Here is a 24,131-nt window from a genome sequence, read left to right as displayed (position 1 = left end):
TTATTTTGTTTGTAAATTACAATTATTTTGCTTGTTTGTCTGATCTTGAGTGTATTGGGTTGAAGATCAATGTTTAGGATTTGCATTGTATTCAGTGAGTGTAGTTTTTAATGATTCCACATTACTTAGAGCCTGTTTTGATTGAATTATGAGTTTGAGTCTGATAGAGTGTTAAAGACTGCTGCATGCTTGGTTTTTGGTTGCCTGCACTCAGTAATACACGGTGTATTATGTTTTGTTAATTTTTGTATTTGTTGTTTTTATGTTTTTTAATATGTTTTTTTAGTGTTATCTATTTCGTTTTTTTATGTTCGCTAGTGGAGTTTGTGTTGATTTCAATTATCCATTGGCTCGACTAACTAATTAAATTAAATAACTACATGAAGAAACATTACTATTTATGGATCTTATTTATGATCTTTTGTAGCTCTACTTTTGGTCAGAATCAATTTCTGCCTTTTACCAAAAGTAATCAACGCTCAGTTGATGCTCTACAATCCATTAAACCCAGTCGAACATTGGAATCAATGCGTGCTGGGTATTTGCAAGTTTCATATACATTTCCGGGCGCTATGCTTGCAGAAAAAGCCGAAAAAGGGGAAATGTATAATTTTTTACATATTGAACAATTTGGAAAACTAGGGCAGGTCGGAGCTCCTGCATTACCAATGCGTAACGATATGATTGCTGTATCAAAGAATATTCGTCCTTCAGTTGAACTTGTTGATTCTGAATATATCGACTATTCTGGATATAATGTTTATCCAGCATTGGAATTGCCAATGGATACACAGGGTGCTCCTGCACCAAAATTTGAAAAGGATGCTTCAGTGTACGAAAAGGATGCTTTTTTTCCTAATAATGTGGTTAATATCATTTCTGATCAAATAATGAAGGATGCTCGAATGCTTCGAGTACAGGTTTGTCCGGTTCAGTTTAACCCAGTGACCAAGACCTTGCGAGTTTATTCAAAAATGGTTTACCAAATTCATACGGGAATCGATAAAACGCGAGTGAATACCACGACAGATGATTTGAATATTCTTAAAAGAATGGTTCTTAACCCAGAGGCTGTTCAAAAGGAAACGAGAAACCTAAAGATGGATTCAGAAGGGGACGATGCTTCTAAAGATTATATCATCATTACTCATTCTATGTTTGATCATGCGGCTAAAAAATTAGCATCATGGAAAGCTAGTCTTGGTTATAAAGTAGAAATTGTATCTAAAGATTCATGGACAACTGATGAGGTTAAGGAGGCTATTCATACGAGGTATAATACATGGGTTCCTAAACCAAGTTATTTTGTGATCATTGGTGATAATGAGCAGGTTCCTGGAATGAATTTCCAAACATCAAAAGGTGAAATATATGCATCAGACCTATACTATTCATGTATGGATGGTGCAGATGATTATACGCCGGATATTGCTCGTGGACGCATTTCTGTTGCTACAGTTGAACAGTCTGAAGTTACTATTGATAAAATCATAAATTATGAGAAAAATCCTGTTGTTGATGCAAACTTTTACCAAAAAGGGTTGAATTGTGCTCAATTTCAGGATGTATACGATGGAGAAGCTCCAGATGGTTTTGCTGCCCGTCGTTTCTGCCACACAAGTGAAGATATTCGTGATTACATTACCGAACAAGGTTATGATGTAGAACGAATCTATTATACTGACGCAGCTAATAATCCGACTCATTTTGATAATGGTTATTTCTCAAATGGTGAGGCTCTGCCTGATGAGCTCTTGCGGGAGAATGGTTTCGCCTGGGATGGAGGAGCTGACGATATAGCTACAGCCATAAATGATGGTCGTTTCTATCTTTTCCATAGAGATCATGGTTATGCTGGTGGTACTGGTTGGGCTCATCCTGAGTTCTTATCAGATCATATTGGGGATCTTAAAAATGGTAATAAGCTACCTGTAGTATTTTCTATTAACTGCCATACAGGTGAATATCAATTGCCTGAATGTTTTGCAGAAAAATTCTTAAGACAAAAAGGTGGTGGTGCTGTTGCTGTTTTTGGAGCTGCATATTATTCTTTATCAGGACCTAATGATGGTTTGTCACTTGGGATGGTAGAAGCTATTTGGCCTAATCCTGGTATTAATCCATCTTTTGGTAATGGAGCAGGTATTGAAAATCCGGGTCCATCAGGATTTGAAAATTCGGTAACTTCGCTGGGTGACGTCTTAAATATGGGACTGATGCGTATGGATCAAACCTGGGCGCCAGGTGAGGCGAACCGATTGTATACCTATCGCCTATTTCATCTTTTTGGTGATCCTGCGATGAAAATGTGGACGCAAGCTCCTCAGGTTCTTACTGCTGATTTACCATCAAGTGTTGAGTGTGGTGCGACTTCGCTTACAGTGTCTAACATTAGCAATCCTGATGCTATAGTTACTGTGGTACAAGCTGACAAACTATTAGCTAAGGCTAATGTTGTAGCTGGTAAAGCTGAAATTAAGTTTGCAGCTGTTGATAATATAGACAAGCTTGTTGTTACTGTAAGTGCTCCCAATCATCGCCCAGTGTTTAAGGAATACGTTGTAACAGGTTGCTCCAGCTCTCCTGAAGCCAGCTTTTCAGCATCAAAATCAATGATCGTTTTAGGTGATAACAACCAAGCGGTTAAATTTACCGATCTTTCTACTTATTCACCTACTTCATGGTTGTGGGATTTTGGTACAACAGATATTGAATTTGAGGATGAAACAAGTGAGACATCTCAAAACCCAGTTGTTAAATATTTAACTAAGGGAGATTATGATGTGAAATTGACTGCGACAAATGAGAATGGAAATTCGGAATTTGTAGAAGATAAAGCAATTAATGTGTATGCAGGTACACCAGAGGCTTCTTGTTTTGGTCAAACTACAGATTTAAATAATAACTACGGTATTGGTATCAAAGCATTTGCCTTAAATACGATAAACTCAAGTTCTGGTGCTGCTGTTCAAGATGGTGGTTATAAAGATTTCTCTGGAGTTCATTATACGACTTTGATTCCTGGTAAGACATATAAGGCTAAAGTTACCGTTGGTGGAACTAATCCTGAACGAGTAAAAGTATATTTGGATAAAAATGGTGATGGCACTCTTGATGTAAGTGAGGAGTTAATTGAACTTGAAGATCTCAAAGGTGAGAATCAGTTTGATCTAACTGTGCCATATGATGCGGAGTTAAATAAAATGTTGCGCTTACGTGTGATTTCTGATTATACAGGTAATGATATAACTGATGCATGTTATGCTTCTGAAAATGGACAGACTGAGGATTATTCAGTTTTGATAAAGCCTGGTCTAGCAACAATTAAAACCTTAGAATTTACAGAACGCGGATTCGATTTTGCGAAATTGAAAGCTAAATTTATCTCTGACGGAAAAGGCGCTGTTACAGAAAGAGGAATTGTTCTTTCGAAACACACTCTACCTACAGTAGCAGACATAAAGCTAGTAGACAATAGTTCGACCGCAGAGTTTGTTATAGAAGCAAAAGATCTGGAAAAGGGAACAGCCTATTCATATAGAGCTTATATTATTAATGAATTTGGTATTTCTTATGGTGAGGAACTTAGCTTTGAAACATTTTTTGGAGAACCAGATGCACATGTTACTCTTTTTGCGAAAGAGTTATCACTAAGTACCTGGCAGGCCATGTCATGGTTGGATTCCAAAAGTACTATAAAGCCTTGGGGCTATATGATTAAATGGGCAAAAGACGATGCTGCTAATGTTGTAGCGCCTGTTGATGGTTTAGTTGAAAGTGAGAATTGTATGTATGTCGATCCTGCTGAAGAGTTTGCTGTAGCAACAGAGCTTGATTATGACACGCATTATTTCTATAAAATTTATCCTTATACGAATGAGGGCGATGCTATCGATTATTACACAGAAGGTGATGTGCCCGTGTTTGATGCAAATACACTTCCATTTGGAGAATATCTGCCTTACAATATCTCCAGTCCTGAGAAATGTATTTTGGCTTTCCATTTAAATACCATAAATAACACTGCTGAGCGTCCAAACGCTGGATATAACGATTTCACAAATATTTCAACTGATCTAAAACCGAATCAGTCTTATAAGGCGACAGTGTCTTTCGATCCAGGAGGAAACTACGAGTACTATTTAGCTGGATGGATTGACTGGAATCATGACGGTTGGTTCGATAGCGAAACTGAAGTTGTAGATTTTGGTTCTTATACGAATGCTGGTTCTTTGTCGAAAAGTTTTGTTGTTCCTGCTGATGCAATGATGGGTGAGACTACTTTGCGCTTGGTTTATGTATATGGAAAAACCTTGCCAAAGTCGTGGGGAAGTGCGAAGTATTGTACTGCTGAAGACTATACTGTAAATGTTGATGCAAATGCAGTTGTTCCTGGTTTGTGGACAGGTAAGAATTCCACTGTCTGGGAGGATGCAGGTAACTGGGACGAAGGGAAGCTTCCTTCTGAAACGACAGCTGTTATGATTCAAGCTGGGGATTCAAATTACCCTGTACTGAGTAGCGAATCTCATGTTAAATCGGTAACAGTAGATGCTGATGCTTGCTTTACAATAGAAGATGGCGTTACATTTAATGTTGATGAAAATATTGATATTGCAGGAACTGTTATTATTAACGGTGGAGATATTGCTGTGACTGGAGCTTTCAATACGCTTGCAAGCAGTCAGGTTGATATTAATGGCGGTAACTTAAGCATGAGCTATTGGGGGCGTGAAGCATCCAGCGCTTGGGCAAGGGGAACCATTCATTTAAATGCTGGTGTAATCACTACTGGAGATGCTAAGTTCTCAAGTTCTGGTGTAACGGGTGCCATGGCCGAAGGCTTTGTAATGAATGTGAGTGGAGATCTTGCAATGAGTGTTACTGGATGGGCAGATCGCGTTCAAGGACAGGTAAATATTTTAGCAGGTAATCCTGCGCATACTATTTCTGCTTCTGCATCTAATGCCGATATGCAATTTAAAAACTTATCGGTAAATACTCCAGGTGAAACGGTGTATTTGATTACTGATGATCAGGAAAATGCAAAGAACTTTACTGTAACTGACAAACTAAATATTATTGCAGGTACAGTGATGTGTAAGAACACAAGTGCAGCATTATCTACATTCAATATTAATGAATTAGAGATTGTTGATGGAGCAAGTTTGGATATTAGTTCTACTTCAAGTTTCATCAAAGGAAACGCTATAGGTAAAGGAGCATTGGTTCAGATTGATGGTACTTTGTTGTTAAATGCCGTAGGAGATCAAACTTTAGATCTTAATGCAAGCCTGTTTGATTTGTCTTGTGAAGGTGATGCAAATGTTCTTGTTAAGAATGACATATCTATAGCAAGTAATCTTAATCTACTAAGTAATAATTTAGTTCTTGATGCTTGTGACTTGTTACTTGCAAAAGATTGTCAATTGCTTGCAAGCGGAACTAAGCATGTTGAAACCTTTAACAATGCTAAAGTTGTAAAACAATTTACGGCTGCTGTTGCAGATCAAAGCTTTTTTCTTCCTATTGGTCAAGGATCTCTAGGTTCTATTATGGATGTAAGTCTAAAACAGGCACCTTCGAAAGATGCTTCCTTGTATTTCTCTTTTGATAACAGTCAAGCTGAAGGTGTAATAGCTGATGCAGTACTGAGTGCCAATTGGAAGATTGATGGGGATGATATCATGAAGCTTGTTCCTGTTGATGTGACTTGTTCTTTTGCAGGACTTGACATAAATGCAGAAAATTATTTTTGGGCATATAAAACAAATGTTTGGAATACGATTTCTGCTGCTGAACGAGCAAAACCATTTACTGCTTCTTTAGATAGTCCAGTAGCAACTATTACGGCTATGACTAAAGCGGATGCGCCAGCTGTTACTATTTCAGATGCTTCAGGTAAGCCAGCAAGCGTTGTAGGTGCTGACGCAAGTATGGAATATTTATACAATTCAACAGAATGGAAAGACTGCTATGCGGCTATGACCATTTATTTGAATGGAGACAATAATTTCCAAGTTAGATATAAAGCTTCTGAATCTGCTATTGAGTCTTTAGCTACGGCTAATCTTGATACTGAAACTAAAACAGATTTCGATATTATTCTTTCGAACTATGAATTTGCCGAAAATGCAGGTGATAATATTGTTATTGCCGATATTCAAGTTCTTAGCTCCGATACTGATGTTGCTGAATATGTTTATTCACTAAAGGCTGATGTTGAAAATAATAATCTATTCTACATTAAGGATAAGCAATTATTTGCAAAATCTTCTTTCGATTTTGAGTCTGATAAAATGTTGAACATTAAGCTTGATGTTGAAGGCCTTGATTCGCGTAACTACACCATTAATATTATAGACGTAAACGAAGTTCCTACATCTATTAATCTAGACGCTCTAAATGTAGTTGAAAATACTAATGTTGATACTAGAGTAGCTACTATTTCTACTATTGATGAGGATTTATTGTCTGAAGAAAAATTCACTTACTCTTTAGATGGAGATTTATTGGATAATTCAATGTTCTCAATTCTTGGTGATGGACTTTACTTATTGGAAAATGCTAATTTCGAAGCTAAAGATTCTTATAGCTTAAAATTAAAATCTACTGATAAAGGGGGGTTATCTGTATCTGAAAAATTTGAAATTACTGTGACAGATGCCAATGATTTACCAACCAAGCTTATCTCTGATGGCCTGGAAATAGGAGATGATTTATCTTCAGGTGATTTAGTGGCTCTTTTGAGTGTAGAGGATGAAGATAAGGATGAAAATGCAAACACTTTCACATACGAGTTAGTTTCCTGTAGAAAAGACAAACTTATTCTTGAAGGTAATAAAGTAATTCTGGACGGTTATATATATGTTTCTAGCTATAGCTCCAACAATTATGATCTAGTCGTTAAAGTAACTGAGGTTGAAAGTGGACACTCTTTTAATCAAACGCTTACTTTTACAGCTGTTGATGTGAATGAGGCTCCATATTTTTCTATGTATGGCGAAGTTTTGGAGATTGATGAAAACAAACTAGCTGATTCAGAAGTTGGAATGTTATTATTTTACGATCCAGACAAGGGTGACGATGTTACTTTTGAGTTGTTAGATGATGCTGAAGGTACTTTCAGAATTGATGATGGTACACTTTACACTACTAGAGTTCTTGATTTTGAAGAAAAAGCTGAGTATAGTATTACTGCTAAAGTGATGGATAAGGCTGGTTTATTCGAGGAAGATACTTTTACCATAACAGTAAAAGATGTAAATGATGTTCCAGAGAACATTGCTCTTTCTGCGACTTCAATTAAAGAGAATAATGTTTTTAAAACACTTGTTGGAAGTATCAGTGCAAACGATCAGGAAGGTGATGAGATTTCCTTTAGCTTATCTGAAGCTAGTGATAATGCATTATTTACCATCGAAGGAAGCGAGCTTTATTCTAATGCAATATTTGACTTTGAGAAAGAAGCTGAATATTCAATAGAATTAGTTGCTACAGATGCCAAAAATGGTGTTTCGACTCAAACTATTCTTATTCAAATAGAAAATGAGAATGAAACTCCAGTTGCTGACGCAGGTGATGCGCAAACAGTCAACGAGGGTGATGTTGTAACATTGAATGGTAAATCTTCCACTGATGCTGACAATCAAGAATTAACTTTTGCATGGACATCTGAAGATGGAGTTGTACTTACAGGTGCAAATACATCTGCACCAAGTTTCATTGCACCATCAGTAGATGCTGATAAAGATTATACATTTGAATTAACGGTTAGTGATGGTGAATTAACATCAACATCAACAGTTGTTGTTAAAGTAAAGAATGTTGTTCCAGTGAACCATGCACCAGTTGCTAACGCAGGTGATGCGCAAACAGTCAACGAGGGTGATGTTGTAACATTGAATGGTAAATCTTCCACTGATGCTGACAATCAAGAATTAACTTTTGCATGGACATCAGAAGATGGAGTTGTACTTACAGGTGCAAATACATCTGCACCAAGTTTCACTGCACCATCAGTAAATGCTGATAAAGATTATACATTTGAATTAACGGTTAGTGATGGTGAATTAACATCAACATCAACAGTCGTTGTTACAGTAAAGAATGTTGTTCCAGTGAACCATGCACCAGTTGCTAACGCAGGTGATGCGCAAACAGTCAACGAGGGTGATGTTGTAACATTAGATGCAAGTGCTTCTAGTGATGTTGATGCTAACGTAACATTGACTTACTCATGGACATCTGAAGATGGAATTAGTATTGAAAATAATACACAGGTACAGGCTAGTTTTATTGCACCTGAGGTTGATGTTGATACTGATTTTGAGATTCAACTAACAGTTTCAAATGGTACTGATGTGTCAGAAACGACAGTTATAATTACCGTGAAGGCTTTAGTTACAGGTATTGAAGATATTGATGCTACTGTACAAGCAGTTTCTCTATATCCTAACCCTTGTCGAGGTGCATTCAAAATTCATCTTAATGAGCGTCCTCAAGCGGAGGCTATTATAGAAATTTGTAATGTTACAGGTCGTCTTGTTTATCAAGGCAGCATGTTCGAACAAGAAAAAGTAATATCAGTTTCTTCTGTACCTGGACTTTATCTAGTACGTATTCGTATTGGAGATATGCATGTAGTTAAGAAATTAATTATTAAGTAATTTATTGTTTTTTTTTAATTAGGAAGGCTGCTATTATAGCCGTCTTCCTTTTTTTATATAGATCTTTATTGATGAAAAAAATCTTATAAATACTTCTTCAATAAAAAATGTTTTAAGTTATATGAATTCAACCCTTATATCTGAGTTGATATGTCTTTAATTATATAACTTCATACTGAATTAAAATTTACTCCAGATGCTAAAAAAAATATCGTTCTATATATTACTTCCATTTTTTTTTTCCTGTTCAATGACGCAAGGCATATCAGGAGATTATTTATCTTTTAAAAATAAAAACTTAAGTTCTGAGAAAGTGTTTGTTCTGCCTACTCGTGAACAAGTTCAGTTTGATGATGATTATCTGCAAGTCATTTATAATTTTGCAGGAGCGAAGCTAGTGAAGAAGGAACATCAGGATGAGAGCTATTATTTTGTACACATTAAAGGTTTTGGTAAAATGGGACAGGAGGGTGCACCTGCATTACCAATGCACAACGATTTGTTGAAGGTTCCCAAGGATAGTAAAGTGTATTTGGAGCTTGTGGGGAGCGATTATATCGAATATGACAATTTCACGATTTATCCGGCATCGGCACCCATTTCAGATGTCTATGGTGCAAAGGTGCCGCTTTTTTATAAGGATGCTAATATTTATAAGAAGAATCATTTTTTTCCTGAAAAGCTTGTTGAAATTGTTTCGAACCAAGTGGCACGGGAGGAGAGACATGTGAGGGTTCAAGTTCGTCCTGCGCAGTTGAATCCTGTGACAAAGAAGCTTAGAGTTTATTCAAAACTTGTCTATCGCCTTAATCTTAGGTAATGTTTGTTTTTTTTTACGATCTCATAATTTAACAAATCATTAACCCATATTTTATTTTTCTTGTCCTATTTTTAAACAAAAGATTTTAATAGAATGTTGAAAAAGCTCAGTCATATTATTTTAGCCCTACTCGTATTGGTAACCACCGTGGGGATGACTGTGTCTGCACATTATTGTGGAGGTGAACTGAAATCGGTTCAGTTATTTCAGGCATCAGCTTCCTGTTGTGGAGCTGCTTGTGATTCCTGTCACAATGAAATTATAAAAGTGAAAATTGAAGATGATTTTTCAATTAGTACTTTTACGGTTGATTTTACAGCCTATCCAATAGCCCTTCCGGCACTGATTCAACTCTTCCAGGATTCCATTAACACCGAAGAGGTTGAGCAAATTGCTTATTGTAAGCCGCCTCCTTTAAAAATTCAAAGGGTTCTTTCTGATTTACAAGTCTATCGTTTATGATTTAAACATTATGAATTCATGCATTTTTTGAGTTATCACTCATGATTTGCTTAAATTATTATGTTATAAAATTCATAAAAAGACAAGTATGTTAAATAAAATCATCCGTTTTTTCCTTGAGAACAAACTGGTTACATTTTTGGTACTTACTATTTTCATTTCATGGGGAATTATTAATTCTCCCTTTGGATGGGATACTGGTTTTTTACCCAAAAATCCTGTGCCTGTTGATGCCATTCCTGATATTGGAGAAAATCAACAAATTGTATATACCGAGTGGCCGGGTCGTTCGCCTCAGGATATCGAAGATCAAATTTCTTATCCATTAACCACTGCATTGTTGGGAATCCCTGGTGTTAAAACAATCAGAAGTAACTCTATTTTTGGATTATCCAGTATATATATCATCTTCGATGAGCAGGTCGAATTCTATTGGAGTCGAACACGAATTTTAGAGAAATTAAATTCGCTTCAATCAGGAACCTTGCCTGATGGGGTGGCGCCGGCCTTAGGGCCTGATGCAACAGCTTTGGGACAAATCTATTGGTATACCCTCGAAGGACGAGATAAAGACGGCAATCCGGCTGGAGGATGGGATCCCCATGAATTGAGAAGTTTACAAGATTTTCAGGTTCGGTATGCTTTAACTGCTGCTGAAGGTGTTGCGGAAGTCGCTTCTATTGGCGGTTTTGTAAAGGAATATCAGATTGACATTGATCCACATGCCATGCGAGCGAATGGGGTAAATGTGTCTCAAATCATGTCTGCCGTAAAAAATAGTAATCTTGATGTTGGGGCGCGCACCCTGGAATTTAATCGCGTTGAATATTTAATCAGAGCTTTGGGGTATATTAAGAGCCTTGAAGATCTTGAGAAATCGGTTGTTACGGTGCGTGATAATGTGCCCATTCGATTGAAGGATGTGGCTAAAATCAACTTTGGACCAGCCACTCGACGTGGAGGTCTCGATAAGGGTGGATCTGAAGCTGTAGGGGGTGTTGTTGTTGCACGTTATGGCGCAAATCCATTAGAGGCCATTGATAATTTAAAGGCTAAAATTGCAGAAATAACACCAGGCTTACCCTCTAAAACGTTAGAGGATGGAACCGTTTCGAAAGTAACCATCGTACCATTCTACGATCGGACAGGTCTGATTAAAGAAACGCTTGGTACGCTTGAAGAAGCGATATCACTCGAACTCCTGATTAGTATTCTGGTTGTGATTGTTTTGGTTCTTAATTTGCGGGCCTCCTTTCTGATTTCCAGTCTATTACCTATTGGTGTTTTAATCACCTTTATCACCATGCGTCAGTTTGGTGTGGATGCCAATATTGTGGCCCTTTCGGGGATTGCCATTGCCATTGGTGTCATGGTTGATGTGGGTATTGTATTTACCGAGAACATTATTCGGCATATCGATATGCCAAACAATATTGGAGCAAAGGGAAAGCAACTCTTAAACGTGGTGTATGAGGCAACAGTAGAGGTTGCAGGTGCTGTTATTACGGCGCTTACGACGACTATTGTTAGTTTTCTTCCGGTATTTGCCATGCAAGCTGCCGAGGGAAAACTCTTTAGACCACTTGCCTTCACAAAGACTTTCACCATGCTGGCAGCCCTGCTGATTGGTTTAATTATTATACCGACACTGGCTCATCTGGTTTTTTCTATCCGGATTGATAAAAATAAATTTAGAAAAATATGGAGTATCTTCTTGATTGCTGCAGGACTCCTTATTTCAATCTTTTCGGGGTATTATATAGCCATTGTGATTTCAGCTTATGGATTAAACAGTTTAATGGCTGATAGATGGAAAAAACACAGAATGTTCTTGGTTAATATTATCAATAGTGCCATCACAATTGTGGTCATTGTATTCTTCCTAACAAAGGCCTGGATGCCTATGGGGGCACAATACAGCCTGTTTGTCAATTTCCTGTTTGTTATTCTAATTGTAGCATTGATTTTAGGACTGATGTCAGGCTTTGTGTATTTCTATCCAAGAATTTTAACTTGGTGTTTAAACAACAAATGGAAGTTCTTGAGTCTGCCAATTATCATTATTTTATTCGGGCTAACGAGTTGGCAAGGTTTTGATAAGATGTTTGGTTTCGCTCCTGAATTTGTAAAAGAAACCGCTTTTTATCAGAACTTGAATGAAAAATTACCTGGTATTGGAAAAGAATTTATGCCTTCTTTGGATGAAGGTTCTTTTCTACTGATGCCGACAACCATGCCTCATTCGGGCATAGCGGAAAACCTTGAGGTGATTCGTATGCTTGATAAAAAACTGAATCACATCCCTGAAGTCGAATCGGTAGTTGGTAAGTGGGGGCGTGTGAATTCAGCACTGGATCCAGCACCGACCTCTATGTATGAGAATGTAATTAATTACAAATCAGAATATATTTTGAATGAGGATGGGCACAAAATGCGTTTTAAAGTAAATCGTGATGAAGCCTTTATTTTAAAGGATGGTTCTGTTTATAATCCGAAAGAAGATGGTTTTCGTTTGATACCACAGGAAGATTTGATTATTGATAAGAATGGTGAATATTTTCGTCAGTGGCGTGATGAAATCAAATCCCCTGATGATATTTGGGATGAAATCATCAAGCAATCAAGTATTCCAGGTTTGACTTCAGCACCTAAATTACAGCCTATTCAAACCCGATTGGTGATGTTGCAAACCGGGATGCGTGCTCCGATGGGAATTAAAGTTTTTGGTCCTGACTTGGAAAGTATTGAGAAAGTAGGCTTTGAATTGGAAAAGCAGCTTAAGCAGGTTGAAGGTGTGAATGGCATGTCTGTGTTTGCCGATAGGGTAGTCGGAAAGCCTTATCTTGAGATGGAAATTAATCGGGATGCTATTGCCCGTTATGGTTTATCGATTAAAAGTTTGCAAGCCGTTATAAGTTCAGCCATTGGTGGCATGAAACTGACATCAACCGTTGAGGGGCGTGAGCGTTTCCCGGTCAGACTAAGATATGCACGTGAATATCGTGATAATCCGGAAGCTTTAAAGAAGATTCTGATTCCAACACCAACAGGTGTTCAGATCCCTTTGGGAGATCTGGTCGCACTAAAGTACACACGTGGTCCGCAGATGATCAAGTCTGAGAATACGTTCTTAGTCGGTTATGTGATTTTCGACAAAAAAGAGGGGTTTGCTGAGATTGATGTGGTTGAGAATGCTCAGGCTTATTTGAATAAAAAACTTGATGATGGTGAACTTGTTTTACCTGCAGGGGTCTCCTATGTTTTTACAGGAAATTACGAAAATCAAATCAGAGCAACCAAACGTTTGATGATTGTGGTACCTGTATCTCTAATCATTATTTTCTTGATTCTTTATTTTCAATTCCGATCTGTTGTATCAACATCTCTGATTTTCACAGGTATTCTTGTTGCACTGTCGGGTGGTTTTATTATGCTTTGGCTATATGGTCAGACTTGGTTTTTAGACTTTTCATTGGGAGGGATGAATTTTCGGGACTTATTCCAGGTGCATACCATTAATCTGAGTGTAGCCGTTTGGGTCGGCTTTATAGCTCTCTTTGGTGTGGCTACGGATGATGGTGTATTGATTAGTACTTATATCAAGCAATTGCAAGATAAGAATCCTGCACAATCGGTAAAGGAAGTTCGGGAATTGATTATCGAAGCAGGTTCAAAAAGAGTACGTCCAGCCATTATGACGACGGCTACAACCATCATCGCACTTTTACCTGTGCTAACTTCAACAGGAAAAGGTTCGGATATTATGATCCCGATGGCGATCCCTTTATTTGGAGGGATGACTATTGAGGTGTTAACGATGTTGGTGGTGCCTGTCTTATACAGTATGTGGCAGGAAAGGCGAGTAAAAAATCAGGTTTCTAATTAAATGGCGAGATTATGAATACACAAAAATATTATATATCGATCTGTTTCTATTTATGCTTGCTGATGGCAATTCCATTTGTTGGATTAGGGCAAACTGAATTGGGGACTTATTTAGAGAATGCTGCTGAAAATAACCCCGGACTTCAAGCGAAGTTCAATGATTATATGGCTGCACTGGAACGCGCACCACAAGTAAAGGCTTTGCCTGATCCTCAAGTCGCATTTGCATATTTTATAAAACCCATTGAAACAAGAAAGGGGCCTCAGGAGTTTAAGTTTTCTGTTTCTCAGATGTTTCCCTGGTTTGGAACACTAAAGGCGAAAGAGAACAGTGCCATTCAGGCTGCAAAGGGAAAATATGAGGCTTTTGAAGAAGCTAAAGCGAAGCTCTTTCATGAGGTGCGTAGTAATTATTACAATCTCTATTTTAATAAGAAAGCCATTGCCATCAGTTTGGAGAATATTGATATTCTTCAGTCTTTCAGAAAAATGGCTGAGATTAAATTAGAGGCAGGCTTGGTATCTGCCTTGGATGGTTATCGCATCGAGATTGAAATGGGTGATCTGGAAAATCAATTGGCTCTGCTAAAGGATAAGCAGTTTGCTTTTGAAGTGATGTTTAATAATTTATTGAATACCCAAAGTAAAAGTCAAATTTTGATTCCTGATGACCTATGGCAGACAGATTTACCATTAAGCAAGGAAGCCTTGCTGGATTCAATTCAAAGGAATAATCATCAGCTTTTAAGTTTAAACTTTCAGCAACAAGCTTTAGCTTTTAGGAAAGAAGTGGCTAAAAAATCTGGAAATCCTAATATCAATATTGGTCTTGATTATATCGTAACAGGTAAGGGGGATATGAATTTGGCGGGAACCGATGCTTTTGTTTTTCCCAAAATAGGTTTAACCATCCCTCTTTATCGAAATAAGTATAAAGCGATGATTAAAGAGGTGGTTTATCTTGAAAAAGCGAAAGAACTTGAACTGGATAATAAAAGTAATCTTCTTGAGACTCTTTTTGAGAAGGGATGGAAAGATTATCGTGATGGTGATCGTCGCATTGATCTGTTTCATTCACAACTCGAATTGGCACAAAAGGCCTTGCATCTACTAGAAACCAGTTATGCAAGCGGAAATAAGAATTTCGAGGAAATCCTAAGAATGGAACGCAGGGTGTTGAAATATAACTTAGAGTTAGAAAAAGCCAAAGCAGATAAGCAAGCTGCTATTTCATTTATTTCCTATTTAATGGGGAACTAATTTCGAACCCTGAGCGGAGTCGAAGGGTGGTAATAGATTAATAAAAATACAATACGATGAAAGGTATAATCGATAATATTAAAGAGAATTACAAATTGATTATTGGAGTTCTATTTCTAGGCTTGTTTCTGGGATGGTTAATATCAGGAAGTTCATCTGATGTAAATAAATCAGAACAAGGGATTAAGAATCATACAGGTCATAAGCATGAAAGTGTAAACCCGCAGCTTTGGACCTGTTCCATGCACCCTCAAATTAAACAGGATAAGCCTGGGAAATGTCCTATTTGTGCTATGGATTTAATTCCATTAAAAAGTATGCAATCAGACGGTGAGCATGTCGATCCCAATGAGATTGTGATGTCGGAATCAGCCGCTAAGCTGGCTGATGTGCAGACCCAAATTGTGAAAAAGGGAAAGCCCGTTATAACGGTTAATTTGCAAGGAAAAGTTCAGGTAGATGAACGTCGTATATCGGAATTGACCTCACGTTTTGGTGGTCGGATTGAAAAGCTCTTTGTTAATTTTACTGGGCAAAATGTGAGGAAAGGTGAAAAATTAGCCAGTATTTATTCGCCAGCTTTATTGAGTGCCCAGCGCGAATTGCTTGAAGCCATTTCATTTAAAGAGAGTCGTCCGGGTTTGTATTTGGCAGCTAAGGGGAAATTGAAACTTTGGGATTTGACCGATGCGCAAATTGAAGCTATAGAAGAAAAAGGAGAACCTCAGTCTTATTTCAATATTCTATCGCCCATAACGGGAACGGTAAGTATGCGTCATGTGGCTATTGGTGATTATGTGAAAGAGGGAATGCCTTTGTTTAAGGTCGTTGATTTGTCGAAAGTTTGGGTGATGTTCGATGCATACGAAAGGGACTTGCCATGGATTAAACTGGGTGATGAGGTTCATTTTACACTTCAGGCAATACCCGGAAAAACGTATTCTGCTAGGGTGAGCTATATCGATCCCTTTATCAGCAGTAAGACCCGGGTTGCAAACGTTCGACTCGAAGTTTCGAATCAGGATCAACTCTTGAAACCTGAAATGTTTGCTCAAGGGGTTTTGCAATCTGAGATTGCTGAAAATAAAACGGAAATCATGGTGCCAAAATCGGCTGTACTGTGGACAGGTAAACGATCGGTAGTTTATGTGAAAGTACCCGATCGAAAATCACCTTTATTCCTTTATCGCGAATTGGTTTTAGGCCCGGAAGCTGGTGCATTTTATGTGATTAAAGAAGGTTTAAAAGAAGGCGAAGAGATTGCAACCAATGGTGTCTTCAAAATTGATGCGGCTTCACAATTACAAGGATTACCTAGTATGATGAATCCTGGTGGAGGTGCAGTTCCTACAGGTCACAATCATGGAGGAAATACTAAAAAAATGATGCCAAATATGGATGAGGCTAAGTTTTTTGTAAATGGTGCTTGTGAAATGTGTAAAGAAAATATTGAAACGGCTGCTTTGGCAGTGAAAGGTGTTGCTCATGTTTTATGGGATAAGGAAGCTAAGGAATTAACCATGCATTATGATGCTAAACTAGTGAATCCTGAAAAAGTGCAAAAAGCAATTACAGAAAAAGGCTACGATGCAGGTGATTTTCGTGCAGACAATAGGGTATATGCTGAGTTACCTGAATGTTGTCAATATCCGAGAATGGAAAAAGCTTCAGTTTGGGTTAATGGGAATTGTGATATGTGTAAGGCTACTATCGAAAAGGCTGCACTATCAGTTAATGGTGTCCTTCGTGCGAATTGGAATAGTGAGACTCACATGCTGAATTTAGATTTCGAATCGGGTTTAAATGATGTTGATGCTGTTGAAAAAGCTATAAGTGCTTCAGGTTACGATACTAAGAATTATAAGGCTTCTGATAGTATTTATAAGCGTTTACCTGAATGTTGTCAGTACGATAGAAAATAATTTTATAATCAAATGTATTATCATGATTATTATCAGGGCATAATTAAATTTTAGAAGATGAAAACAAAAATTTTAGGTGTATTGGTATTGTTCTTAATGGGAACAATGAGTGTTTTGGCTCAAAGCAAAACGGAGAAATTTAAGGTGTATGGTAACTGCGGTATGTGTGAGAAGCGTATTGAGACAGCTGCTCAGTCAGTAGATGGTGTGACGAGTGCCGACTGGGATAAAGAAACAAAGATGATTGTCGTTACATTTGATGAGAAAAAAACAGATTTGCATAAGGTACATATGGCCATAGCGAAAGCAGGTCATGATACTGATATGCATAAGGCAAGTGATGAGGCTTATAAAAAACTGGCTGGCTGTTGTCAATACGAAAGAGCCAAATAAAGGATGGTGTTTTGAAATTCAATTGGGGATAGAGCTTAGTTCTATCCCTTTTTTTAATCTATAGAATTATCTAAAAACCATTCCGGATCGGCATAGCGTTTGCAATGTTCTCCATAGGATAATATCTTTTTATTATCCACATGATAGGTTACTTTTTCGCCATAAATTTTTGAGAAAATGACTGTTGACTCATGTCCGTTAAGGTCCAGATATTGTACTTGTGCAAAATTTTTGTGTTTTTTACTCTCCAAATTAGAATGACAGATGGAGCAGTATAAAGTGACTTCTTCGCCAATATCAAGTTTAAAGTCTTTATTCTTAAAACTGGTGTAGTTTCCTATTTCGGGATGAAGTAGCAAAAGACCACTTTCATTGTTCGAATTTTTAGCAGCGAAAATGAGATACTCTTTTACATTTAATATGCCTCTGCAATGTGGACATAAATAGTTTGTTCCCATGGTGTTATAGTTTTTTTAATAAGTATTATAAATCATTGTAATTCTGTTTGTATGACTCAATAATAGAGTTCTGTAATTCGCTAAACAGGACTTAATTCAAGTTAAGAAATATCGATGAAATATCATATTAAAATAAGTATGGTGATACGACGGTTGTGAAGCTCATCAGGTTTTTAGAAACACTTTAGACACCACTTTTCACATTAAGATTTTTGATCTAAAAAAAAAGTCATAAATTTGCAAGCTCTAAAGGAAATGGGGTTTTCCTACTTAACTGCCTGGTGGCTGATGACTCCTGCGAAAATAGTATCCAACTTCACAGGATTGTTATGCAAAAAGATCTGTACCGCTCATATTCACGTGTTCGTAAATTTATTCTGACCAAACAACCTGCTCTTTTATCTATATTAGAGTGGTTCCTCTTATCCATTGTGATAGCCATTTGTGTCGGCTCGGCTTGTGCGTTTTTCTTAATTAGTCTGGAATATGCTACTGATTATCGAAATGCCCACGAATGGATTATTTACCTGTTACCCTTAGCTGGAATTTTATTGGGATATGTATTTTACCGATGGGGGAAAGAGATTGCACCGGGAAACAATCTGGTGATTAGTAATATTCATAAACCAAAGAAGATTCTTCCTTTTCGTTTGGCTCCTTTTATTCTGGGAGGGACTGTTTTTACTCACCTTTTTGGAGGATCGGCAGGTCGAGAGGGGACAGCCATACAGATGAGTGCTGCGATATCAGATCAACTGACCCGGATATTCAAACTCAGTAAGTACAATCGACAAGTGATCCTAATCTCGGGGATGAGTGCTGGTTTTGGTGCGGTTTTCGGAACGCCTTTGGCGGGAGCGATCTTTGGTTTGGAGGTTTATCATATGGGAAAAATCAAGTACAATGCTATTTTCCCAGCCTTTGCTTCATCCTTTATGGCCGATTATGTCACCCGATTATACGGCGTCTCGCATTCGCATTATATTCTGGGTTTTGTACCGCATATCGATTTGCAGGGCTTGCTAATTACAATATTGGCAGGAATATGCTTCGGTTTAGCTTCACTGGGCTTTATTAAGTTGACATCTTCATACAGTAAACTCAGTAGTAAATACATCAAAAGAGCCTATATGCGACCATTCTTTGGTGGACTTTTGATTTTATTAATAGCTGGGCTTTTAGGCACTACAAAATACTTGGGTTTGGGACTGCCCACAATTGCTGAATCATTTACCGTTCAGCAAGCGCCATACGTTTTCTTTTTTAAACTTCTGCTGACTGCTATTACGCTGGGGGCAGGATTCAAGGGCGGAGAGGTGACCCCCTTGTTCTTTATCGGAGCAGCTTTAGGAAGTGCTCTATCCTTATTTTTACCTTTACCAGTTGGCCTTTTAGCGGCTATGGGCTTTGTTGCTGTATTTTCCGGAGCATCCAATACGCCATTGGCTTCAAGTATTATGGCGATTGAGCTTTTTGGGATAGCTTGCAGTCCTTATGTTGCCATTGCCTGTATTGTGGCTTACCTGATTTCGGGACATCATGGAATCTACAGTTCACAGGTTATTGGGGAAACGAAAATCGCCACTAAAATTCGGGAAACCGGACGTACTTTAGGTGAAGTCTAATAGCATTCTTAAATTTGACTTTATAAAGAAAAAGAGATGCTGCATATCACAACATCTCTTTTTTTATATCTGAGTCGATGCTTTACTATCGATGAGCAAACTCATTAAGATCTGAAACAAGAATCTCTTCAATTTCAATGAATTCATCTTCCTTGCATTTGGTATAGAGTATGCCAAAGATATTATAGGTCTTGTAATCGGTTTTTCTCAACTCCAAGGGATTTGAAAATTTGGTCAGCAGTTTTCCGTAATCGAAGTGAGAGATATCGGTTGATGGAATACCTGTGGAATTATCAAGAATGATCAGGCTATAAATTTCATCGTCCATTTTATCTAATACTTGTGCCCAATCCGGAGGCGTGTTATTCAGATATGAATAATAGGGATTTAAGCCAGTTGCAGCGTGAGTCAGATCGGCCGTGGTACACCAGCCCCCAAATCGCATAGGATTGACCTCGATGGGAATTAATTTGCCCTTTGCATCCACACGCACCTCGATATGGACCGGGAAATTTCTTATGTCAGCGCGTTGACCTAATGCTTCAACAAATTGGGTGAACTGAGGCAAATAGGATTGAATCAATTTCTTTGAAGTATAATAAACACGATCGCTCACATCCTTTTCAGAGGCAAATAAATGCTTTGATATGCCAAGGATAACAGCATCACCCTTTTCATCAAAATAAGCATCAAAAGCAAACTCCTCACCATCAATTACGTCTTCAATTATAAAAGATGAGGCATTAACAACTTCGATGGGGAATAAATTTTTCGCATTTGTAAATTCATTTTGGATATCTTGTTTGACTTTGAGCCATTCTTCTTTATTAACGACCTTATGTACGCCTAAACTTAAGAAGCCAATAGAGGGCTTAATAATGAAGGGCATAGGAAGTTCTTCTAAATTAATCTGATCAAGATCTTTTAAGGACACTTCTTTAAAAAAGAAATCGGGATAAATGCTTTTAATTAATTTACGAAACTCAACCTTATTTTTGAACAAGTTGATATATTCTGGTAGCCTTGTAAAGCCAAGATTGTTGATCACCCAATTGATTGAATTTTCGGAGTTGGTGTAAAGACGACTATTGGGCTCGTTTTTAAAGGTTTGAATAATCTCTTCCGGATTTATTAAAGAGATTTCTCCATCTTCGATAATATCGCCCGTATCAATGGCCTGAAACTTATATTCTGTAATTGTATCTTTAAGGAATTGAGATACGTAGGGTTTATCTAATAGTATCATGGGTGTATTTATTCGTTTTGAAAGTTTTTTGAATTTCTGCTAAAACTACAAATATTGTGTATGAATACAGCACTTCCATTTGAAGTCTTATCCTGAAAGATTATAAATTTATTCAGTAATAAACATCTATAAGCAGGTTAAATCTTAACATGTCGAGAGTGATCAGTCGAGGTTTTCTTTCTCTTATAAGGTCTTCAATTTCACATTATAAAAGCTAACTATTTTAAACGATCACCCAACTTATAAAGGAATATAACATGTTCTGAATCTGGTCGTAATATGATGGTATTGATGTGTTTCTGAAATGAAATAGTCAGATAAGTTCGTTAATTATTGTGCAAACAAATAATTAATACCTACTTTTGTGCGCTATGGAATTAAAACCAAGTAATCTTCACGATAAAAGGAATACCAGAATTTATAGCTTTCAGTTTCTTATTTTCAGAATACTGTCTGATAAGTTTCTCCCACCATCCCATAACTAGGCTCACTTTATATCCGTTGTAGAACGGATACCCAATTGCATGCACCTAATTCTGCATGTCATATTCATCTAATTTACATCTATGTTTTATTTAAAAACGTGGCTGGGGATTTGTTTCCTTATGTCCACTATTTTCGTGCATGCACAGGAGAAACCTGTTGTTGATATTGGCGGTGCATTACGATTCAATTACAATTATTCCAGCTGGAAAGACGCACAAAAAAAACGTGGTGGCGATTTGGGCTACGATGTATTCCGATTAAACGCTAAGGCACAGTACAAAGGATTAAAAGTCAATGCAGAATATCGATTCTATTCTGAAGATTTTGGAGGCGCCATGTTAAAACAAGGCTGGATTGCCTACGATTTTAATAAAAACGACGAGTTGCATTTTGGTTTAACCCAAGTGCCTTTTGGCATTACAAAATACAATTCAAACTCCTGGTTTTTCAGTCTAAATTATTATGTCGGTCTGGAGGATGATCACGATATGGGGTTCAAGTTCACTCATCAGGGTGAAAAATGGGACTACAGTCTGGCTTTCTTCAAAAATGCCGAAGAACTTCGCTTTGGGAATAAATCTGATGTTTCCAATAGCCGCTATTCCTACGATGTCAGTTCAATTGATTTGACTGGAGACGGTCAATCGAATATTAGAAATAAAGAGGTGAATCAATTGAATGGGAACTTATCCTATAAAATTGAAAACTCGAAAGCAAAACATCGTCTGGGGGTATCAGCACAATATGGTGGCCTATATAATTTAGATACCGAAGAAATGGGAAACCATTATGCTCTTGCTGCTTATTATGAGTTGCAAGCAGGTCAATTCGGTGTGAAAGCTCAGGTTGCCAACTACAAATACAGTGCTAAAAATCTGGATAGCGAACCCGAGAATGTGATTGCTATGACTGCTTATGGGGCACCTTATTTGGTCGCTTCTGAAGCAAATTTGTATACCCTGGGATTAAGTTATACCATTCCTTTAAAATGGGGCCCCGTATCGAATGTCGTTATCTACAATGATTTTGGTTACATGGATAAGGCAGAAAGCAATTTCGAAAGTTCAATCATGAATGTAACAGGCGCTATGTTTACTGCAGGTAACATTTACACTTATTTTGACTTGGCTGCGGGTAAAAATCAGCCTTGGTTAGGATCTGAATGGACGAACGCATTGGCATCTGGGACCTTGGATGCCAAGTGGGAGATGCGCTTTAATATTAATGTAGGCTATTACTTTTAATCAAAAAGGAATTATATAGAATGAGTGAAAAGATAATACGTAGTGACAAGAAAACATTTTTAGGGATAAAGGCCAACGGACCGGTTTTTATTACCTCTTTACTAATAATAGTAGCACTAGTAAGTACAACATTGATCGTAGGTAAACCGATGGAACAATGGTTTGCTGATACACAAAATTACGTTTCCAATAAAGTTGGATGGTTCTTTATCCTTCTGGTAAATGCCTTATTGATATTTGCTTTATACCTGGGTTTTGGTAAATTTTCTAAAATCAAAATTGGAGGCAAGGATGCTAAACCTGAGTTTTCACGTATGGGCTGGTTTGCTATGCTTTTTAGTGCAGGAATGGGAATAGGACTCTTATTTTGGAGCGTGGCTGAGCCTATTTTTCATTTTAATAGCAACCCTTTTCTAAAAACGCCAGGGGCAGATGTGTTTGCTGCCAAAACATCCATGGGGATTACTTTTTTGCATTGGGGTGTACATGCCTGGGCATTATATGCGATTGTTGGGGTTGCTTTGGCTTTTTTTACTTTCAACAAGAAATTGCCTCTAACCATACGTTCAATTTTTCACCCCTTGTTGGGAGATAAGATATACGGTCCTATTGGTGATATTATTGATATTATTTCGGTAATTGCAACCCTGTTTGGACTGGCGACATCTTTAGGACTGGGTGCTCAACAAATTAATGCTGGCTTGGAATACCTTTTCCATTGGGAAAATAGCGATCGAATTCAGGTCATCATTATTGTCGTTGTCACCGTTTTTGCAACCTTATCACTAATACTAGGACTTGATAAGGGGATACGAAAGTTAAGTGAATGGAATATGCGATTGGCAATTTTTCTGTTGGTCTTTATGCTTTTGGTTGGTCCAACGCTGTTTTTGTGCAAATCGTTTATTCAAAATATTGGACATTATGTAGGTGAGTTTTTTGAGTTGAGTTTTTGGACCAATACTTATAATGGGGTAGGTAAAGCTAAAAACTGGCAAAGTTCATGGACGGTTTTCTACTGGGCATGGTGGATCTCCTGGTCGCCTTTTGTTGGGATTTTTATAGCCCGTATTTCTAAAGGAAGAACAATCAAAGAGTTTATTTTAGGGGTGATGTTGGTTCCAACCCTACTGACTATGCTTTGGTTAACCGTGTTTGGAGGGAGTGCTATTTTCCAGGAACTTATAGGAAACCATGTGATTACTGAAGCAGTAAATAATAATGTGGCAACTGCCATTTATCATCTTCTTGAACAGTATCCATTTACAACATTTTCATCCTTGCTTACCGTGATTCTGGTGGCTAGCTTTTTTGTTACGTCTTCAGATTCGGGTTCATTTGTTGTCGACACATTGACTTCCGGTGGACGACATGATGCACCTAAAGGTCAGAAAATATTCTGGGCCTCTATGGAGGGGTTAATTGCTGCAATTCTCTTGATTGGAGGTGGTTTGACAGCTTTACAAACGGCATCAATTTTAACGGCTATACCATTTGCAATCATTTTAATAGTCATGTGCTACAGTTTTTATAAATCCTTAACGGAATACAAGGAAGAACCTTCCCTTATCGATCTGGCAGAACCTGAAAAGCGGAAAGTTGAAGAGAAAGAAGCTGAGTGTATTCTTGAATAAATAGAAAGAGACGTAGCTTTTAGTTGC

At 37.6% G+C, this 24,131-nt stretch carries 12 protein-coding genes and 1 riboswitch; of the genes, 10 read left to right on the top strand and 2 right to left on the bottom strand.

Annotation, left to right across the window (positions count from 1 at the left end):
- Positions 1 to 380 precede the first annotated feature (380 nt).
- From EV201_RS02920 to EV201_RS02890, 7 genes are all read left to right on the top strand, one after another.
- Positions 381 to 8,669 (top strand): C25 family cysteine peptidase, encoded by an 8,289-nt coding sequence (locus EV201_RS02920; RefSeq protein WP_130305903.1) that lies wholly within the window; start codon positions 381 to 383, stop codon positions 8,667 to 8,669.
- Between the two features lie 196 nt (positions 8,670 to 8,865).
- Complete coding sequence (locus EV201_RS02915) at positions 8,866 to 9,489, top strand: C25 family peptidase propeptide domain-containing protein (protein ID WP_130305902.1); 624 nt, start codon at positions 8,866 to 8,868, stop codon at positions 9,487 to 9,489.
- A 93-nt stretch (positions 9,490 to 9,582) separates the two neighbouring features.
- Positions 9,583 to 9,951 (top strand): HYC_CC_PP family protein, encoded by a 369-nt coding sequence (locus EV201_RS02910; protein WP_130305901.1) that lies wholly within the window; start codon positions 9,583 to 9,585, stop codon positions 9,949 to 9,951.
- A gap of 88 nt (positions 9,952 to 10,039) precedes the next feature.
- Positions 10,040 to 13,837, top strand: coding sequence for an efflux RND transporter permease subunit (locus EV201_RS02905; RefSeq protein WP_130305900.1), 3,798 nt, complete (start codon positions 10,040 to 10,042; stop codon positions 13,835 to 13,837).
- 11 nt (positions 13,838 to 13,848) lie between these two features.
- Positions 13,849 to 15,096, top strand: a complete 1,248-nt coding sequence (locus EV201_RS02900; protein WP_130305899.1) for a TolC family protein — start codon at positions 13,849 to 13,851, stop codon at positions 15,094 to 15,096.
- 56 nt (positions 15,097 to 15,152) lie between these two features.
- Positions 15,153 to 17,018 (top strand): efflux RND transporter periplasmic adaptor subunit, encoded by a 1,866-nt coding sequence (locus EV201_RS02895; RefSeq protein WP_130305898.1) that lies wholly within the window; start codon positions 15,153 to 15,155, stop codon positions 17,016 to 17,018.
- A gap of 57 nt (positions 17,019 to 17,075) precedes the next feature.
- Positions 17,076 to 17,411, top strand: a complete 336-nt coding sequence (locus tag EV201_RS02890; protein WP_130305897.1) for a heavy-metal-associated domain-containing protein — start codon at positions 17,076 to 17,078, stop codon at positions 17,409 to 17,411.
- Positions 17,412 to 17,464: 53 nt separating this feature from the next.
- Here the strand turns inward: EV201_RS02890 and EV201_RS02885 are convergent, their stop codons facing one another.
- A complete protein-coding gene (locus tag EV201_RS02885; protein ID WP_130305896.1) occupies positions 17,465 to 17,869 on the bottom strand; it encodes a hypothetical protein in 405 nt (134 codons plus the stop codon).
- 242 nt (positions 17,870 to 18,111) lie between these two features.
- Positions 18,112 to 18,174, top strand: a riboswitch (Fluoride riboswitch).
- 24 nt (positions 18,175 to 18,198) lie between these two features.
- Between EV201_RS02885 and EV201_RS02880 the strand changes: the two genes are divergently transcribed.
- Positions 18,199 to 19,494: a voltage-gated chloride channel family protein gene (locus tag EV201_RS02880; RefSeq protein ID WP_130305895.1), complete on the top strand. Its 1,296-nt coding sequence runs from the start codon at positions 18,199 to 18,201 to the stop codon at positions 19,492 to 19,494.
- A gap of 85 nt (positions 19,495 to 19,579) precedes the next feature.
- Here EV201_RS02880 and EV201_RS02875 read toward each other — a convergent pair whose 3' ends face one another.
- Complete coding sequence (locus EV201_RS02875) at positions 19,580 to 20,740, bottom strand: ATP-grasp domain-containing protein (protein WP_130305894.1); 1,161 nt, start codon at positions 20,738 to 20,740, stop codon at positions 19,580 to 19,582.
- Positions 20,741 to 21,345: 605 nt separating this feature from the next.
- On the opposite strand from EV201_RS02875, the gene EV201_RS02870 reads away from it, so the two are divergent.
- Together EV201_RS02870 and EV201_RS02865 are read left to right on the top strand one after the other, a co-directional pair.
- Complete coding sequence (locus tag EV201_RS02870) at positions 21,346 to 22,470, top strand: hypothetical protein (RefSeq protein WP_130305893.1); 1,125 nt, start codon at positions 21,346 to 21,348, stop codon at positions 22,468 to 22,470.
- A 20-nt stretch (positions 22,471 to 22,490) separates the two neighbouring features.
- The gene (locus tag EV201_RS02865) at positions 22,491 to 24,104 is read left to right on the top strand and encodes a BCCT family transporter (RefSeq protein ID WP_130305892.1); all 1,614 of its coding nucleotides are present in this window, start codon (positions 22,491 to 22,493) and stop codon (positions 24,102 to 24,104) included.
- Positions 24,105 to 24,131 lie beyond the last annotated feature (27 nt).

This window comes from Ancylomarina subtilis (assembly GCF_004217115.1).
Lineage (GTDB): Bacteria > Bacteroidota > Bacteroidia > Bacteroidales > Marinifilaceae > Ancylomarina > Ancylomarina subtilis.
Note: the sequence above shows the minus strand (reverse complement) of the source record. Positions and strands in the feature narration are given on the sequence as shown.

Bases quoted from the DNA above. Each gene is read 5' to 3' on its own strand.
- EV201_RS02885 (WP_130305896.1), bottom strand. From the start codon at position 17,869: ATGGGAACAAACTATTTATGTCCACATTGCAGAGGCATATTAAATGTA.
- EV201_RS02865 (WP_130305892.1), top strand. From the start codon at position 22,491: ATGAGTGAAAAGATAATACGTAGTGACAAGAAAACATTTTTAGGGATA.
- EV201_RS02880 (WP_130305895.1), top strand. From the start codon at position 18,199: ATGCAAAAAGATCTGTACCGCTCATATTCACGTGTTCGTAAATTTATT.
- EV201_RS02895 (WP_130305898.1), top strand. From the start codon at position 15,153: ATGAAAGGTATAATCGATAATATTAAAGAGAATTACAAATTGATTATT.
- EV201_RS02875 (WP_130305894.1), bottom strand. From the start codon at position 20,740: ATGATACTATTAGATAAACCCTACGTATCTCAATTCCTTAAAGATACA.
- EV201_RS02920 (WP_130305903.1), top strand. From the start codon at position 381: ATGAAGAAACATTACTATTTATGGATCTTATTTATGATCTTTTGTAGC.
- EV201_RS02905 (WP_130305900.1), top strand. From the start codon at position 10,040: ATGTTAAATAAAATCATCCGTTTTTTCCTTGAGAACAAACTGGTTACA.
- EV201_RS02870 (WP_130305893.1), top strand. From the start codon at position 21,346: ATGTCCACTATTTTCGTGCATGCACAGGAGAAACCTGTTGTTGATATT.
- EV201_RS02915 (WP_130305902.1), top strand. From the start codon at position 8,866: ATGCTAAAAAAAATATCGTTCTATATATTACTTCCATTTTTTTTTTCC.
- EV201_RS02890 (WP_130305897.1), top strand. From the start codon at position 17,076: ATGAAAACAAAAATTTTAGGTGTATTGGTATTGTTCTTAATGGGAACA.
- EV201_RS02910 (WP_130305901.1), top strand. From the start codon at position 9,583: ATGTTGAAAAAGCTCAGTCATATTATTTTAGCCCTACTCGTATTGGTA.
- EV201_RS02900 (WP_130305899.1), top strand. From the start codon at position 13,849: ATGAATACACAAAAATATTATATATCGATCTGTTTCTATTTATGCTTG.